12 protein-coding genes are annotated in these 17,258 nt (G+C 66.7%); 6 read left to right on the top strand and 6 right to left on the bottom strand.

Going from position 1 to position 17,258, the window contains the following annotated elements; translation table 11 throughout:
• The first annotated feature begins 97 nt into the window (after positions 1-97).
• The 6 genes from ACWIGM_RS18985 (at position 98) to ACWIGM_RS18960 (ending at position 9,022) form a co-directional block, all read left to right on the top strand.
• Positions 98-1,288, top strand: a complete 1,191-nt coding sequence (locus ACWIGM_RS18985; protein ID WP_454027506.1) for an efflux RND transporter periplasmic adaptor subunit — start codon at positions 98-100, stop codon at positions 1,286-1,288.
• A complete protein-coding gene (locus tag ACWIGM_RS18980; RefSeq protein ID WP_454027505.1) occupies positions 1,288-4,434 on the top strand; it encodes an efflux RND transporter permease subunit in 3,147 nt (1,048 codons plus the stop codon). Before ACWIGM_RS18985 ends, ACWIGM_RS18980 begins: the two co-directional genes overlap by 1 nt.
• Positions 4,435-4,611: 177 nt before the next feature.
• Positions 4,612-5,715 (top strand): DUF2865 domain-containing protein, encoded by a 1,104-nt coding sequence (locus ACWIGM_RS18975; protein WP_454027504.1) that lies wholly within the window; start codon positions 4,612-4,614, stop codon positions 5,713-5,715.
• A 127-nt stretch (positions 5,716-5,842) separates the two neighbouring features.
• A complete protein-coding gene (locus ACWIGM_RS18970; protein WP_454027503.1) occupies positions 5,843-6,892 on the top strand; it encodes an HpcH/HpaI aldolase/citrate lyase family protein in 1,050 nt (349 codons plus the stop codon).
• A gap of 117 nt (positions 6,893-7,009) precedes the next feature.
• Positions 7,010-7,339: a heat shock protein HspQ gene (hspQ, locus tag ACWIGM_RS18965; protein ID WP_454027502.1), complete on the top strand. Its 330-nt coding sequence runs from the start codon at positions 7,010-7,012 to the stop codon at positions 7,337-7,339.
• A 54-nt stretch (positions 7,340-7,393) separates the two neighbouring features.
• Entirely contained in the window at positions 7,394-9,022 is a 1,629-nt protein-coding gene (locus ACWIGM_RS18960; protein WP_454027501.1) for a phytoene desaturase family protein, read from the top strand.
• Positions 9,023-9,072: 50 nt separating this feature from the next.
• On the opposite strand, the gene hflX is transcribed toward ACWIGM_RS18960, so the two are convergent.
• The 6 genes from hflX to ACWIGM_RS18930 form a co-directional block, all read right to left on the bottom strand.
• Positions 9,073-10,434 carry a GTPase HflX gene (hflX, locus tag ACWIGM_RS18955; protein ID WP_454028024.1) on the bottom strand — a complete coding sequence of 454 codons (1,362 nt, stop codon included), beginning with the start codon at positions 10,432-10,434 and terminating at the stop codon, positions 9,073-9,075.
• A gap of 50 nt (positions 10,435-10,484) precedes the next feature.
• On the bottom strand, positions 10,485-10,733 hold the full coding sequence (hfq, locus tag ACWIGM_RS18950) for an RNA chaperone Hfq (RefSeq protein WP_057192822.1): 249 nt from the start codon (positions 10,731-10,733) through the stop codon (positions 10,485-10,487).
• A 196-nt stretch (positions 10,734-10,929) separates the two neighbouring features.
• The gene (gene ntrX / locus ACWIGM_RS18945; protein WP_454027500.1) at positions 10,930-12,297 is read right to left on the bottom strand and encodes a nitrogen assimilation response regulator NtrX; all 1,368 of its coding nucleotides are present in this window, start codon (positions 12,295-12,297) and stop codon (positions 10,930-10,932) included.
• A complete protein-coding gene (locus tag ACWIGM_RS18940) occupies positions 12,294-14,543 on the bottom strand; it encodes a sensor histidine kinase NtrY-like (protein WP_454027499.1) in 2,250 nt (749 codons plus the stop codon). Before ACWIGM_RS18940 ends, ntrX begins: the two co-directional genes overlap by 4 nt.
• A 151-nt stretch (positions 14,544-14,694) precedes the next feature.
• Entirely contained in the window at positions 14,695-16,146 is a 1,452-nt protein-coding gene (ntrC, locus tag ACWIGM_RS18935; RefSeq protein ID WP_454027498.1) for a nitrogen regulation protein NR(I), read from the bottom strand.
• Positions 16,147-16,171: 25 nt separating this feature from the next.
• Positions 16,172-17,224, bottom strand: coding sequence for a two-component system sensor histidine kinase NtrB (locus ACWIGM_RS18930; protein ID WP_454028023.1), 1,053 nt, complete (start codon positions 17,222-17,224; stop codon positions 16,172-16,174).
• Positions 17,225-17,258: the final 34 nt, after the last annotated feature.

Genomic DNA, 17,258 nt, shown 5'->3' with positions numbered 1-17,258 from the left:
TCCCCGTGGCGCAAGGCTTTCTATGGCTGTGCTGACTTTCGGGCGTGTGGCTCTGTTCTCGGCCGCGGGCGTTCTCGCCGCGGGCGCGTTTCTTCATGTGACCGGGCGTCCCGTCCCTTGGCCACTCGATCAGATTCCCTATAGCAAGGTGATCCCGGCCCCGGCCGCGCCGGCGGCGACAGCCTCGGCGCCTGCGGCCGGCGGCAATCGTTCCGGACAGGCCACCCGGCCGCCGGTGACCGTCGTCACCGCCAAGGTTGAGCGTCGCGCGATGCCGGTCCGCATCGATGCGATCGGCACCGTCCAGGCTATCTCGACCGTCAACATCCGCTCGCGCGTCGACAGCCAGATCATGGCGGTCGAGTTCCGCGACGGCGCCATGGTCAACAAGGGTGACGTGCTGTTCCGCCTGGACTCGCGCCAGCTCGAGGCGCAATTGCGCCAGGCCGAAGCCAATGTTGCGCGCGACAAGGCTTCGCTCATCGCGGCCGAGTCCGATCTGCGCCGCGCCGAGGAGCTCTCCCGGCGCGAGATCGCCACCGACGCGCGGCTCGATACCGCCCGCACCGCGGTAAGTACGCTGCGCGCCGCAATCCGGGGCGGAGAAGCGGCTGTCGACAGCCTGCGCGTCCAGCTCAGCTACTATACGATCACCGCACCGGTTTCGGGGCGTGTCGGCGTCGCCGCACTGAAAGAGGGCAACATCGCCAAGAGCGGCGACAGCTCGGCGATGTTGGCGACGATCAACCAGATCGACCCGATCTATGTCAGCTTCGCCGTGGCGCAGCGCTACCTGCCCGAGATCCGCGAGGCGATGAGCGCGAAGACCGCTGTCGTGCAGGCGACCCAGCAGGGTGTCGGCAAGAGCGTCGAGGGCACGATCGCAGTCATCGACAACTCGGTCGACGCCACGACCGGCACGATCCAGATACGCGCCAGTTTCGACAACTCCGAGGAGACGCTCTGGCCGGGTGCGCTTGGTCAGGTGCGGCTGACGCTGCGGACCGAGCCTGATGCCGTCACCGTACCGCGCGAGGCGGTCCAGACCGGGCAAAACGGCTCCTTTGTCTTCATCATCGACAACAATGTCGCCCGTGCCCGGCCGATCGTGCTCGCGCGCAATGTCGACGATCGCGCCGTCATCGCCACGGGCCTCAGTGGTAACGAGACCGTGGTGATCGACGGGCAATTGCTGCTGACCGAGGGCGCGCGCACGATCGAGCGCGGCCGTGGCGGCCAGAGCCCGCCGGCACCCAACCTCACCTCCCAGCGGGGGAGCGCCGGCTGATGAACCTGCCCGAGCTCTGCATCCGTCGCCCGGTCATGACGACCCTCCTGATGGCGACGTTCCTGATCTTCGGGCTATTCGCCTTCAAGCAGTTGCCGGTCGCGGCGCTGCCTCGGGTCGATTTCCCGACCATCAATGTCAGCGCCCGCCTGCCGGGCGCCAGCCCCGAGACGATGGCGTCCTCCGTGGCCGCGCCGCTCGAGCGCGAGTTCGCCTCGATCTCCGGCATCACCTCGATGTCGTCGGTCTCGCAGCAGGGCTCGACCTCGATCACGCTGCAGTTCGACCTCAACCGCAATATCGACGGCGCCGCGCTCGACGTGCAGGCGGCGCTCAGCGCGACGGTGCGGCGCCTGCCGCCGGAGCTCCCTGCCCCGCCGAGCTTCAGGAAGGTCAACCCGGCCGACCAGCCGGTGCTGTTCATGGTGCTGACCTCGGCGACCAAACCGCTCTACGAGGTCCATGAGTTCGGCGAGAACATCCTGCAGCAGCAGATCTCGCAATTGCCGGGCGTCGCCCAGGTCAACATTTTCGGCGCACAGAAATACGCGGTGCGCGTGCGGGTGAACCCCGATGCCGTCTCGGCCCGGGGCCTCTCTCTCGCCGAGGTCCGCACGGCGATTGCCGCGGCGAACTCCAATTCCCCGGTCGGCACGCTGAACGGCGCCAACCAGCGCCTGACGCTCGGCGCCACCGGCCAGATGGAGCGGGCCGCCGAATACGGCAACCTGATCATCTCGCAGAAGAACGGCGTGCCCATCCGGCTCAACGACGTCGCGCAGATCTACGACTCCGTCGAGAACGACCAGACCGGCAGCTGGTTCAACGGCCAGCGCTCGATCATGCTGGCGGTCTATCGCCAGTCGGACGCCAACACCGTCCAGGTCGTCGATGCCATCAAGGGCCGGCTCGACGCCTATCGCGCGCAGTTGCCCGCGGCGATCGATCTCGTCGTCCTCAATGACCGTTCGATTCCGATCCGCGAGGCGGTGGAGGATGTCGAGGTCTCGCTGATGATCGCGATCGCCCTCGTCATCATGGTGATCTTCCTGTTCCTGAAGAGTTTCGCCGCGACGGTGATCCCGACGCTGGCGTTGCCGATCTCCCTGGTCGGCACCTTCGCGATCATGTACGCGCTGGGCTATTCGCTCGACAATATCTCGCTGCTGGCGCTGACGCTTGCCGTCGGCTTCGTCGTCGACGACGCCATCGTCATGCTGGAGAACATCATCCGGCATATCGAGATGGGCAAGAAGCCGTTCCAGGCGGCGCTCGACGGCTCACGCGAGATCGGCTTCACCATCCTGTCGATCACCATCTCGCTGGTTGCCGTCTTCATCCCGGTCTTCTTCATGGGCGGCGTGGTCGGCAAGGTCTTCGCCGAGTTCGCCGGCACGATCGCAGCGGCGATCATCGTCTCGGGCTTCGTCTCGCTGACGCTGACGCCGATGCTCTGCGCCCGCTTCCTCAAGGCGCACGACCATCACAAGAAGCCGAACATTGTCGAACGCGTGTTCGAAGCCGGTTTCCAGGGCATGCTCGGCGCCTATCGCTGGACGCTCGACCTTGTGCTGAGGGCGCGCTTCCTGATGCTGCTGGTGACGCTCGGCACCGTCTATGTCTCGGTCCAGCTCTATATGGATGTGCCAAAGGGCTTCTTCCCGACCGAGGATACCGGGCTGCTGCGCGGCTCGACCGAAGGCCCGCCCGACACCTCCTTCGAGGCGATGGCGGCGCGCCAGATGCGCCTGGCCGAGATCGTCCGGGCCGACCCGGCGATCGACTACCTGACCTCGAACATCGGCGGCTTCAACGCCACCAATAACGGCTTCATGTTCATCGCGCTGAAGCCGAAGGAGCAGCGCGACAAGGCCGAGGTCGTGATCGCGCGCCTGCGCCGCGCCGTCTCGGAAGTGCCGGGCATCACCGCAGTGTTCCAGCAGGTCCAGAACATCAATCTCAACGCCGGCCGCTCGTCGCGGGCGCAGTATCTCTATTCGCTGCAGGGACCGGATCTCGGCGCCCTCTTCAACTATGCGCCGCTGATGCAGCAGCGTCTGGCGCAGCTGCCGCAATTGCGCGACGCCAATATCGACCTGCAACTGCGCAATCCGCAGCTCTCGATCGACATCGACCGCGAACGCGCCGCCAGCCTCGGCATCTCCAGCGACCAGATCCGGCAGGCGCTCGGCAACGCCTTCGGCTCGCGCCAGATCGCGACGATCTTCACCCCGGCGACTGACTACCAGGTGATCATGGAGGCCGAGCGCGCCTACCAGCAGGACCCGGCGGTGCTGTCGCGGCTGATGCTCAAGGCGGCCAATGGCCAGAACGTGCCGCTGGAGACGGTGGCGACGATCAAGCCGAGCGTCGGGCCGCTCGCGGTCAACCGCATCTCGCAGCAGCCGGCGGTGACGATCTCGTTCAACACCGCGCCCGGCATCTCGCTTGGCGATGCCGTCAACGCGATCCGTGCCGCCGAGCGCGACATCAACCTGCCCGCCTCGATCGTCACCAGCTTCGCCGGCTCGGCACAGCTCTTCCAGGATGCGCTGAAGGGCCAGGGCCTGCTGATCTTCGCGGCGATCCTGGTGATCTACATCATCCTTGGCATCCTCTACGAGAGCTTCATCCACCCGATCACGATCCTGTCCGGCCTGCCTTCGGCGGGCCTCGGCGCGCTGCTTGCCCTGCAGTATTTCCACATGGACCTGTCGGTGATCGCGATCATCGGCATCCTGATGCTGGTCGGCATCGTCAAGAAGAACGCGATCATGATGGTCGACTTCGCGATCGAGCGCCGCAAGATGGGCGACGATGCGCTGACCGCGATCCGCGACGCCGCGCTCGTCCGCTTCCGGCCGATCATGATGACGAGCTTTGCCGCGATCTTCGGCGTGCTTCCGATCGCGCTTGGAGCCGGTGCCGGCGCGGAACTGCGACAGCCGCTCGGCATCGCCGTGGTCGGCGGTCTCGTCGTCTCGCAATTGCTGACGCTCTACATCACGCCCGTCGTCTACTTCTATCTCGACAAGGTCGACAGCTGGCTGTCCGGCCGCGGCCGTGGCGAGCGCGAGGAAGCAGCGTCGGTTCCCGGCGCGGTGCCGGTCGCGATCCCGCAGGCGGTGCATCGCCAGCCGGATTGAACCCGCTTCAGGGCTGCCGCTCGCTTCAGCCCGGCAGCCCCTCCACGGCAATCAGCGCATTAACGATGACGCCGGCTTTGCGGTGACGGCTGCCGTGCAGCCGTTGAGTCTTAACGAAAAGTAAACTAAGCCAATCAAGCGGCGGACAATGAACCAGCGAGCGATGGAGTGATCGCGGTGCTTCGTGTCCGTAATGTCGATTGCCTGCGTTCCGATCCCGTCCCGCCGACCGGTTCCAGCTCCTCGACGAAGGTGCCCCCCATTTCGCGCGGCCGCAGCAGCGGCCTGCGTCTTGCTGCCGTGGCCGGCTTCGGGCTCGCGCTCGGCGCAGGCAGCACGATCCTGACGGTCTCCCTGGTCCAGGCCGAGGACGACGCCGGCATCCGCGCCTTCCATCGCGAGGAGGCTGCTCGCCGGGCGGAACGTGCGCCCACGCGGGCGACTTACGCGTCCGTTCCCGTGTCGGCCTATGCGCCGGCTCGCCAGACCTGGGCCGCGCCGTTCTTCCAGGCGCGCCCGGAAGGACGCCTTGCGCCGCCGCCGGTCGCGCTCAACCCGTTCAAGCCGGTGCAGGCAGGGCCGAAGCAGGCACAGCAGAAGCCGAAGCTGCCGGCGATCCGCTATGATACGGTGTCGGGCGCAGCCGATGTCACGCGCACCATCTGCGTGCGCCTCTGCGATGGCTTCCACGCGCCGATCGGCCATCTGCGCGGCCAGTCCGACCTCAAGGCGCATGAAGCGCTCTGCCAGGCCGCCAATCCGGGGCTGCCGGTCAAGGTCTTCAAGGTGGCGGCCGGCGCCGCGACGATCGACGAGGCCGTGGCGAGCGACGGCAAGACGTATCGTGCATTGCCGATGGCCTATGCCTATGAGCGCGGTGCCGATACGGCCTGCCGGCCAGCCATCGCAACCGCGAACGACCGCCGCGTCTCGCTGCTGCGCGACTTCACCTTGCGGCCGGGCGACAGCATCGTGCTCGATGGGCGCGTGCGGACCTTCACCGGTTCCGGCAAGTGGCCCTACACCGCTGCTGACTTCCGCGATTTCCGCGGCTCCCCCGAGCTGACCGCCAGCGACCGCCGTAAGATCGACGAGAAGGTCGGTATCTCGCACGCCGAAGCGCAGGTCCGTGCCTGGCGCCGCCAGATGCGGGTGCGCGAAGCCAGCCTGCATGACGACAACCAGGCCAGCGACGCGCTCGGCCTGCGCGGCGGATTTGATCCGGCCGTCCCCGCTCAACCTGCGCGCATAGTGTTGCAGACGCCGTTCTCGCGGAACTGAGCTACATATTGGGACGATTATCCTAGGTCTTGGATCCTAGGATAATTCGCCCAACCTCCCTCGAAAGACCGATGGACGGCGGACTGCCCTTCCGGCACATTCGCTGCATTGCAGCATGGAGCCGAGCATGACGACCAAGACGCCGCGCCAGTTCTACCGTCCGCTGGCGATCGGCGCGCCGGAGCCTTATCGCGAGCTGCCGCTGCGGCTGGAGCGGATGATCCATTTCGTGCCGCCGCATCTGGAGAAGGTGCGTGCCAAGGTGCCGGAACTCGCCGGCCAGGTCGACATCGTGCTCGGCAATCTCGAGGACGCCATTCCGGTCGAGGCCAAGCAGGCGGCGCGCGACGGCTTCATCGAACTGGCCAAGGCGACCGATTTCGGCGCGACCGGCCTGTGGACGCGCGTCAATGCGCTGAACTCGCCCTGGTTCCTCGACGACATCGCCGTGATCATGGGCGAGATCGGCGGCAAGCTTGATGTCGTCATGGTACCCAAGGTCGAGGGCCCTTGGGACATCCATTATGTCGACCAGCTGCTGGCGCAATACGAGGCGCGCCATGCCCTGCCCAAGCCGGTGCTGATCCATGCCATCCTGGAGACGGCCGAGGGCGTGAAGAATGTCGACGCGATCGCGACCGCCTCGCCACGCATGCACGGCATGAGCCTGGGCCCGGCCGACCTTGCCGCCTCGCGCGCGATGAAGACCACCCGCGTCGGCGGCGGCCACCCGGAGTACAAGGTCATCGCCGACACCTCGCCCGATGGCGGCCCGCGCGCGATCGCGCAGCAGGATCTCTGGCATTACACACTGGCGAAGATGGTCGATGCCTGCGCCTCTGCAGGCCTGAAGCCATTCTACGGCCCCTTCGGCGACTTCTCGGACGGGGCCGCCTGCGAAGCGCAGTTCCGCAACGCCTTCCTGCTCGGCTGCGCCGGCGCCTGGACGCTGCACCCCTCGCAGATCGAGATCGCCAAGCGCGTCTTCAGCCCCGACCCGGACGAGGTCGCGTTCGCCCGGCGCATCCTGGAGGCGATGCCGGACGGCTCGGGAGCAGTGATGATCGACGGCAAGATGCAGGACGACGCGACCTGGAAGCAGGCCAAGGTCATCGTCGACCTGGCGCGGCAGGTGGCGGGGCGTGATCCGGCGCTGGCGGCGCGCTATGGCTTCTGACGAATCCGGCCCGCGACATCCGGGGATATTGACGCATTTGCGACGTAATCCTAGGTCAAGCGCTGGGCGCGGCGACGACATCGGCGGTGATGGCCGATCTGGGGCTGAACGAGGGACATGGAATCACGCACGGCGAAATTTCGGATCGGCGACGTGGTGCGCCATCGCGTCTACCCGTTCCGGGGCGTGATTTTCGACGTCGATCCAGTGTTCTCGAATTCCGAGGAGTGGTGGCTGGCGATCCCGGAGCATCTGCGTCCGTCCAAGGACCAGCCCTTCTATCATCTCTTCGCCGAGAACGAGGAGACCGAGTACGTCGCCTATGTCTCGGAACAAAATCTCGTGATCGACGAGTCCGGCCAGCCGATCCGCCATCCCCAGGCGCGCGAATATTTCCGGCGCGACCGCAAGGGCAAATATCGGCTCGACAAGGCCGAGCTGAACTGAGCGCCGACCTGCTGCCGGATGGCTTGGGCTCTGTGCTGACGAAAAGGCGGGTTCGTGAGCGTCAGCCAGACAGACATCGTCATTCTCGGCGGCGGCCATAACGGGCTCGTCTGCGCCTTCTACCTCGCCAGGGCCGGGCTGAAGGTTACCGTGCTGGAGCGCCGCGCCGTGGTCGGCGGTGCTGCGGTCACCGAGGAGTTCCACCCCGGCTTCCGCAATTCCACTGCGAGCTACACGGTCAGCCTGCTCAATCCGCGTATCGTCGCGCAGATGGAGCTGGCGCGGCACGGGCTGCGCATCGTCGAGCGGCGCATGGCCAATTTCCTGCCCTTGCCGGACGGGCGCTATCTCGCGGCCGGAGAAGGCCGAACCGAAGCCGAGGTGGCGAAGTTCTCGGCCAGCGATGCCAAGCGGCTATCGGCCTATGGGGAACGGCTGGAACGGATCGCCGCCATGCTGCGCGACCTCGTGCTGCAGGCTCCGCCTAATGTCGGTGACGGCGGCTGGCTTGCCGCCTTGCCGCAAATGCTGGATGCGGCCGCGCTCGGGCGGCGCATCGCCGGGCTCGATCAGGCCGGCCGACGCGACCTGCTCGATCTCTTCGCCAAGTCGGCGGGCGACTGGCTCGACGGCTGGTTCGAGAGCGATCCCGTCAAGGCGCTGTTCGGCTTCGACAGCGTCGTCGGCAACTATGCCAGCCCCTATACGCCGGGCTCGGCCTATGTGCTGCTGCATCACGTCTTCGGCGAGGTCAACGGCAAGCGCGGCGCCTGGGGCCATGCGCTCGGCGGCATGGGCGCAATCACGCAGGCGATGTCGAAGGCCTGCGCCGAGCAAGGCGTCGAGATCAGGCTGGAGACGCCTGTCGCGCGGGTACTGACCGAGAAGGGCCGCGCCGTCGGTGCCGTGACAGAGCGCGGCGATGTGGTGCGAGCGCGTGCGGTGGTGTCGAACCTGCATCCGCGCCTGCTGTTCGAGCGGTTCGTCGATCCGGCGATCGTTCCTGCTGACTTCAGCGAGCGCATCCGCCGCTATGCCTCGGGCTCCGGCACCTTCCGGATGAATCTGGCACTGTCGGAGCTGCCGCGCTTTACCTGCCTGCCGGAACCGGGCGACCACCTCACTGCCGGTATCATCATCGCCCCGTCGCTCGGCTATATGGACCGTGCCCATGCGCAGGCAAGGTTGTCCGGTTGGTCGAGCGAGCCGATCGTCGAGATGCTGATCCCATCGACACTGGACGATGGCCTCGCCCCACCCGGCCAACATGTCGCGAGCCTGTTCTGCCAGCATGTCGCGCCGAACCTGCCGAACGGTGAAAGCTGGGACAAGCATCGCGATACGGTGGCCGATCTGATGATCGAGACCGTGGACCGCTATGCTCCGGGTTTCCGTGCTTCGGTCATCGGCCGGCTGGCGTTGGCGCCGAGCGATCTGGAGGAGCGTTTCGGGCTGATCGGCGGCGACATCTTCCACGGGCGGCTGACGCTCGACCAGCTCTTTAGCGCCCGTCCCGTGCTCGGCCACGCCGATTATCGCATGCCGGTGCCGGGCCTCTATCTCTGCGGCTCCGGGGCCCATCCGGGCGGCGGCGTCACCGGCGCGCCCGGGCACAATGCGGCCCGCTCCGTGCTCGCCGATCTGCAGTCCCGGCGCTTCAGGCTGCGACCACTGCGGGCGTAATCGAACCAGCCGCTTTGGGATCGCCGCAGGTAATCGGTCCGAAACCGGTGCTACCCGTCGCGCTGAGCCTGCGGGAAGCGCGCGGTGAAGGTCCCTTCCCGCTCCGGCGGCAACCGCACCAGCAGGACGAGTGCACCATCCTCCGCATCCTCGCGCTCGAGGATCTCGCCGTTGCTATGCAGCCAGGCTAGCGACTTGCCGTCGCCCGGCTCCAGCGTGAGGCGGTAGACCGGACGGGTCCGCGCGATGCGCTGCTCGATCGCATCGGTCAGCCGGCCCATGCCTTCGCCGGTCAGGGCGGAGACCAGCACCGGCCGTGAGGCGTCCGGTTTGAGCTCGGTCAGGGCCGCCTGACGCTCGCGCTCGTCTCCTGAGAGCAGGTCGGCCTTGTTCCAGACCTCGATGACGCGATCGCCGTCTTCCGGATCGATGCCGAGATCGCGCAGGATGCCCTGCACATCCGCAGCCTGGGCCTGCGTGTCCTCATGCGAGACGTCGCGGACATGCAGCAGCACATCGGCCTCGATCGCATCCTCGAGCGTGGCGCGGAAGGCGGCGACGAGCTGGGTCGGCAGGTCGGAGATGAAGCCGACCGTGTCCGAGAGCATGATCCTGGCACCGTGCGGCAGCTTCAGCGCCCGCGCCGTCGGATCGAGCGTGGCGAAGAGCATGTCCTGCGCCAGCACTTCGGCCGAGGTCAGCCGGTTGAACAGGGTCGACTTGCCGGCATTGGTGTAGCCGACCAGCGCAACCACCGGATAAGGCACGCGTTTGCGGCTGGCGCGATGCAGCGAGCGGGTGCGCTTCACGCTGTCGAGCTCGCGCTCGATCTTGCTCATCCGCTCCTGGATGATGCGCCGGTCAGCCTCGATCTGGGTTTCGCCGGGGCCGCCGAGGAAGCCGAAGCCGCCGCGCTGGCGCTCCAGGTGGGTCCAGGACCTGACCAGGCGGCTCTTCTGGTAGTTGAGATGGGCGAGCTCGACCTGCAGCGCGCCCTCGCGCGTGCGGGCCCGCCTGCCGAAGATCTCGAGGATCAGGCCGGTCCGATCGATGACCTTGCAGCCGAACGCCTTTTCGAGGTTGCGCTGCTGCACCGGCGACAGGGCGCAGTCCATCACGACAAGGCCGATCTCCTCGATCTTGACGCGTTCGGAAAGCTCTTCGACCTTGCCCTTGCCAAGATAGGTCGCGGGCCGCAGTGCCGACAGCACAACGGGGATCGCCTCCACGATCTGCAGATCGATGGCGCTGGCCAGTCCGAAGGCCTCGTCCAGCCGAGCCGCATGGCTGCGCTGATTCTCATCGGCAGCTGCAGCCCGGCCAGCGGCATGGCGCGCCAGATAGGGACCGATCACGAAAGCGCGAGTATCGGCCGCAAGAGCGTGCTCGGCAGCATCGATCGAGAGGCCGATCGCATTTCCGCTGCCCGTTGTAGACGAGCCCCCGGTCTTCCCGCCCACGGTCAGGCCTTGTCCGTGTCCTCGGGCTCGAACAGCTGCACCGGGTGGCCGGGCATGATCGTCGAGATGGCGTGCTTGTAGACGAGCTGGGAATGCCCGTCGCGACGCAGCAGAACGCAGAAATTATCGAACCAGGTGACGACGCCCTGCAGTTTGACGCCGTTCACGAGAAAGATGGTGAGGGGAATCTTCTGTTTGCGGACGTGGTTGAGAAACGTGTCCTGAAGATTTTGAGCCCGTTCGGCGGCCATGGGTAATCCCTGTTGTTGGGATCGCAATCGGTTTGCCCTTGCGATCCAGATCGTTCCGTTCGGCTTCGGCGCCAATCGCCGGGCCGTCGGAACACCGACACTCCATTAGATCGCGACCCGGCGAGAACGCGCAAGGGTTGCGGAACGCCAATTTCGGCCAGCCGCCTTGCGTGCAATGCAACACGACTGCCGGTTTTCAGCCCACTCCGAGCGATTTGAGCTTACGGTGCAGGGCTGAACGCTCCATGCCGATGAACTCCGCCGTCCGGGAAATGTTGCCGGAGAAGCGGGCGATCTGCGCCATCAGATACTCGCGCTCGAAGATCTCGCGGGCATCGCGCAGCGGCAGGCTCATCAGCTTCTCGCCGCCCGAGCCGGACGGCGTCGTCGGCACCATCGCGCCGACCTCGGCCGGCAGCATGTCGACGGTGATCTCCGAGGTCGGGTCGCCTTTCGTCAGGATCATCAGCCGCTCGACATTGTTGCGCAGCTCGCGGACGTTGCCCGGCCATTCGTGCGATTGCAGGATCGCCATGGCGTCGCCGCCGATGCGGCGCTGGGGCAGGCCGGTCGCGACCGAGATCTGCTCCATGAAGAAGTCGATCAGCTCGGGTACGTCCTCCCGCCGCTCGGACAGGGCCGGCACGCGGATCGGCACCACGCCGAGTCGATGATAGAGGTCCTCGCGCAGCTGCCCGTCGGCGATCAGCTGGGCGAGGTCGCGGCTGCTGGACGAGATGATCCTGACATCGACATGGACCCGGGTCGCACCGCCGACGCGCTGAAAGTTCTGGTCGACCAGGACACGCAGGATGCGGTTCTGGGTCTCGCGCGGCATGTCGCCGATCTCGTCGATATAAAGCGTGCCGCCATGAGCCTCCTCGAGTGCTCCGACGCGACGGGAGCGCCCGTCACCGCCCTCGATGCCGAACAGCTCCTCTTCCATCGTCTCCGGCGTGATCGTCGCCGCATTGATCACGACGAACGGACCGGTCGAGCGGGTCGAGGCCTCGTGCAAGGTACGCGCGGTCAGTTCCTTGCCGCAGCCCGGCTCGCCCGTGATCAGCACGCGCGCATTGGTCGGCGCGACACGCTCCAGCGTCTGGCGCAGCTGGTTGACCGCGGTCGAGCGGCCGACGATCCGGCTGGCCTGCACCGAGCGGGTCTTGAGCTCGCGCACCTCGCGCCGCAGCCGCGAGGCTTCCAGCGCGCGTTCGGCGACGAGCACGAGCCGGTCGGCCTTGAACGGCTTTTCGATGAAATCGTAGGCGCCGCTCTTGATCGCCGAGACGGCGGTCTCGATGTTGCCGTGGCCGGAGATCATCACCACCGCGAGGTCGGGATGGCTCTCCTTGATCAGCTCCAGCACCTGCAAGCCGTCGAGCCTGCTGCCCTGCAGCCAGATATCGAGGAAGACGAGATTGGGCCGCCGGGCCGCGATCGCGGCCAGGGCCTCATCGGCGGAACCCGCCTTTCGCGTCCGGTAGCCTTCGTCCTCCAGGAGGCCCGCCACCAGTTCGCGAATATCGACCTCGTCGTCGACGACGAGAATGTCAGCACTCATGCTTTCGTCCCGTTCACTTGTCGTGCGGCGGAATCCGCCGTGCTCTTGCCCGTTTCTGATCTGTCTTCGCCGGCCGCCGGTGGCCCGGTCTCGATGAACCAGAGCCTGATCCGCGCGCCACGGGCGCCGTCGGGACGATCGAGCAGCTCGATGCCGCCGCCATGGTCCTCGAGGATTTTGCCGACGATGGCGAGGCCGAGTCCCGTGCCGCCGTCGCGGGTGGTCATGTAGGGCTCGAGCAGCTTCTGGCGCTGGTCGGCCGGCAGCCCCTTGCCGTTGTCGAGAATGTCGATGACGATCCGGCCATCCTGAATCCGCTCGAAACCGATCTCGATACGGCCTTTGCCACGGTCATCGGCTGGTACGGCCTGGATCGCCTCCGTCGCATTCTTGACGACGTTGGTCAGGGCCTGCGAGAGCAGGCGCCGGTCGAAATGCGCCAGGACCGCCGCCTCGGGCAGGTTATCGGAAATATCGATCTCCGGGTTGCCGACGCGCATCAGGAAGATGACCTGCCTGATCGTCTCGACGATGTCATCGCGGGCTGGCGAGGGCTTGGGCATGCGTGCGAAGGAGGAGAACTCGTCGACCATGCGGCGGATATCCTCGACCTGCCGCACGATCGTCGCCGTGCACTGGTCGAAGATCTCCTTGTCGTCGACGATGACCCGGCCGAATTTGCGGCGGATGCGCTCGGCCGAGAGCTGGATCGGCGTCAGCGGATTCTTGATCTCGTGGGCGATGCGGCGCGCCACGTCGGCCCAGGCGGCGGTTCGCTGCGCCGAGACGAGGTCGGTGATGTCGTCGAGCGTCACCACCAGCCCGGCGCCGGCCCCCTCGCCTTCGCGCGTGGCCCTGATGTTGACCATGCGCTCGCGGCCGCCGCGGTTGATCGCGACCTGGTTGGAACTCAGGCGCTGGCGGCTAGTGAGCGCTTCGGAAACGAACCCGGCGATCTCCGGGACGACGCGCGCCACCGGTTCGCCGAGCAGGCGTCCGCCAGCTCCGAGCAGGGTCTCGGCCGAGCGGTTGCTGATGGTGATGTGGCCGTCCTCGTCGATGCCCAGCACGCCGGAAGAAACGCCGGAGAGCACCGTTTCGGTGAAGCGTCGGCGCCGGTCGATCACTTCGCTTGCGGTGACGAGCCCATCGCGCTGGCGGCGCAATTCGGCGGTCATCTTGTTGAAGGTTTCGCCGAGATGGGCGAGGTCTCCTTCCGCCCGCCTGATCGGCACCTGAACATAGAAATTGCCGCTGGAAACCTGGTCGGTGGCATGAATCATCCGCCGGATCGGCGCGACGAGGCCATTGGCGAAGTTGAGGCCGAGCCAGATCGCCGAGAGCAGCAGGATCACCGAGATCAGCGCGTACATCGAGGCGAAGGCGATCTGCACGCCCTTCCGGCGCGCATCGATGCCGAGGTACTCGACCGCGGCGCCGCGGGCGACGGCCGGGAATTCAACGGCGAGCGGATCGACCTCGCGAGCGACATAGAGGAAGGCGCCGTCATAGCTCGGCAACTTCATCAGCGCGCCGAAGACCCGTCCAGCCGAGGGCAGCACGCAGATCGGCTCCGGCGAGCTCTGCGCATCGTCGAAAGCGTCGGCGTTCGGCTTGCTGGCGTCGCGCAGCACGTCGATATTGGCCCGGACGAGGATCGTGTCCGGCGGCTTCATGATCCAGACCACCGGCAGGCCAAGCGCCGTGGCGCGCGCGGTGAGGAAGCTCTCGAACCAGCGCCGGTCGGCATCGTAGGCTGTCTTCGCCCTGCCGAGGTCGTCAGAGAGCAGCCGGATTTCGCGGCCGAGCGAGCGGCACTGGCCGGTCGTGTAGGCGTCAGCGACCTCGACGGATTTGAAGATCACGTCGCGCATACGGTCGGAGAACCAGGGCTCCAGGCCCCGTTCCAGGGTCGCGGTCGCAATGATCGCAACGAGAACGGCCGGCAGAGCCGCGACGATGCTGAACAGGCTGACGATCCGCACATGCAGGCCGGCGGCCGCCACGCCCCGGCGCCTGGCGCGGATCAGCACCGCCGCCTCGAAGGCGACGATGATCAGGAGCAGCAGGATCAGCAGGGCATTGATGACGAAGACGCCGACCACGACCTGGTGGACCGGCGCGACCGGTGTCGCCCCCGAGAGCACGAGGAAGGTGGTGAGCGCCGAGACCAGTGCGAAACCGACGACGAGCGCGCCGAGCCAGCCCGAGACCCGGCGTGGCGGGTCGTCGTTCCGGGGCGCCATGCGCATGTCACCGGTCGAAGCCGTCAAGGTGATATCTAAGCTCCGTTGCCCCGGCGCTCCATCATGGAAGGCGCCGCGCGGCGCACTGATGCGCCGCCGCAACGGTGTTGTCAAAATATGACAGATGCAAGGCAGCCACAGTGCCTTGCTGTCAGCGCGGCGAGCGAACCACCTGCATATCGAGCTCGCGGATCTTCTTGCGCAAAGTGTTGCGATTAAGTCCCAGCAGCTCGGCGGCGCGAATCTGGTTGCCGCGCGTGGCTGCCAGGGCCGCGGCGATCAGGGGCGGCTCGACCTCGCGCAGGATGCGGTGGTAGAGCCCTGGCGGCGGGATCTGGTCGCCGAATCCGCCGAAATACTGGCTGAGATGGCGCTCCACCGAACCCGAAAGGGTTTCCGCCCGTTCCGGCGTGCCGCCGGCGGTGGCCTGCATGGGCGCTCCGGTCGCCGGCTGCAGCTCGGCTTCGACGATCGGCGCGGTGATCGTCTCCTGCGGATAGAGCGCGGCCAGTCGCCGCACCAGATTCTCCAGCTCACGGACGTTGCCGGGCCAGCGATAGCGCCGCAGCACGTCCATCGCCTCCGAATCGATCTGCTTGCGCGGCAGCCCTTCCTTCTCGACCAGCGAGAAGAAATGGCGGACGAGATCCGGGATGTCCTCGACCCGCTCGCGCAGTGGCGGCAAGCGGATCGGCACGACGTTGAGGCGGAAGAACAGGTCCTCGCGGAACAGGCCATGCGCGATCGAGATGCGCAGGTCCTTGTTGGTCGCGGCGACGATGCGGACATTGGTCTTGATCGGGGTACGCCCGCCGACCGTGGTGTACTCGCCCTGTTGCAGCACGCGCAGCAGGCGCGTCTGCGCCTCCATCGGCATGTCGCCGATCTCGTCGAGGAAGAGCGTGCCGCCCTCGGCTTGCTCGAAGCGGCCGGAGGAGCGGGTCAGCGCACCGGTGAAGGCGCCCTTCTCGTGCCCGAACAGCTCCGATTCGATCAGGTCCTTCGGGATCGCCGCCATGTTGATCGCGACGAAGGGGCCGTTGCGGCGCTTGCCGTAGTCGTGCAGGGCGCGGGCCACCAGTTCCTTGCCGGTGCCGGACTCGCCATTGATCATCACGGTCAGGTCGATCGGCATCAGCCGGGCCAAAGCGCGATAGACGTCCTGCATCGCCGGCGAGCGTCCGACCAGCGGGATGTCTTCGGGCTCAGCGGCATGGCTGCGCGGTGCATCGCCGCGTGGCCGCGACAGCGCCCGCCCGACGATGGCGACGAGCTCCTTCAGGTCGAAGGGCTTGGGCAGGTATTCGTAGGCACCGCGCTCGGAGGCCTTGATCGCGGTCATGAAGGTGTTCTGCGCGCTCATCACGATGATCGGCAGTTCGGGCCGGACCCGCTTGATGCGTGGCAGCAGATCGAAAGCGTTGCCATCGGGCATCACGACGTCGGTGATGATGAGGTCGCCGAGCCCCTGCGCTGCCCAGGTCCAGAGCGTCGCCGCCTGCCCCGTCGTGCGGACTTCGTAGCCGGCGCGGGCGAGTGCCTGGTTGAGGACGGTGCGGATCGCGGCATCGTCGTCGGCGATGAGAATGTTACCGGTCGGCATTCGGTTCCTGTGTCCTGCTCGCCTCTTACCCGGCCAGAGGCGACTTCGCCTCGTGCAGGGGCAATCGAATTCGAAATGTCGTGCGCCGCGGCGCGGACTCGCACTCGACGATTCCGCCGTGATCGCCGATCACCTTGGCGACAAGTGCAAGTCCAAGGCCACTTCCCTGCGCCTTGGTGGTGACGAAGGGATCGAACAGGTGCTGGTGCAGGTCGGGCGGCACCCCGGGCCCGTTGTCGCGAATGCCGATCTCCAGCGGCAATGCGAGCCGGGCGCCCGAGCCGGGCGCCTGCATGCGGATACCGGGGCGATAGGCGGTGGTCAGCGTGATCTCGCCGTCGATGGCGTCGTTGCCGATCGCCTCTGCCGCATTCTTCACCAGATTGAGCAGCACCTGGACGAGCTGGTCGCGATTGCCGGCGACCGGCGGGAGCGAGGGATCATAGACCTCGCTGAAACGGATGTGCCGGGCGAAGCCGGACTGGGACAGCCGCTTCACATGGTCGAGCACGTCGTGGACGTTGACCGGCCCGCGCTCGGCCGGCCGGTCGTCGCCGAACAATTCGACGCGTTCGACCAGCTTCACGATCCGGTCGGCCTCGTCGCAGATCAGCTGCGTCAGCAGGCGGTCATCATCCTGGACCGACGCTTCGAGCAATTGCGCCGCGCCGCGGATGCCGGAGAGCGGATTCTTGATCTCGTGCGCCAGCATCGCGCCGAGCGCGGTGATCGAGCGGGCTGCCCCTCGATGCGTCAATTGCCTGTCCATTTTTTCGGCAATTGTCCGTTCTTGCAGCAAAAGCACCACCGCATCCGGCTGGCTGGGCAGCAGGGAGGCAAAAACGTCGACCACCCGGTCGAGGCCGAGCCGCGGCGAAGCGAGCTCGAGCCGGTACTCGCTGACACTAGCGCCGCGCCGCTGCACCTCCTCGACCAATCCAAGGACCGGCGAGCCGAAGGCGACGAGGTCATCGAGGCGCTGGCGCTTCAGCACGAGCGCGCTGGCCTGGAAAAAATCCTCGGCGGCGGTGTTGGCGTAGAGCACGCCGTGCCCCTCGCCGATCACCAGCACCGGCATCGGCAGGACGTTGAGTGCCTGGACTTCAAGAAGG

The sequence above is a fragment of the Allobosea sp. NPDC055332 genome (assembly GCF_053645455.1).
This window is presented reverse-complemented; position numbering and strand designations above follow the sequence as displayed.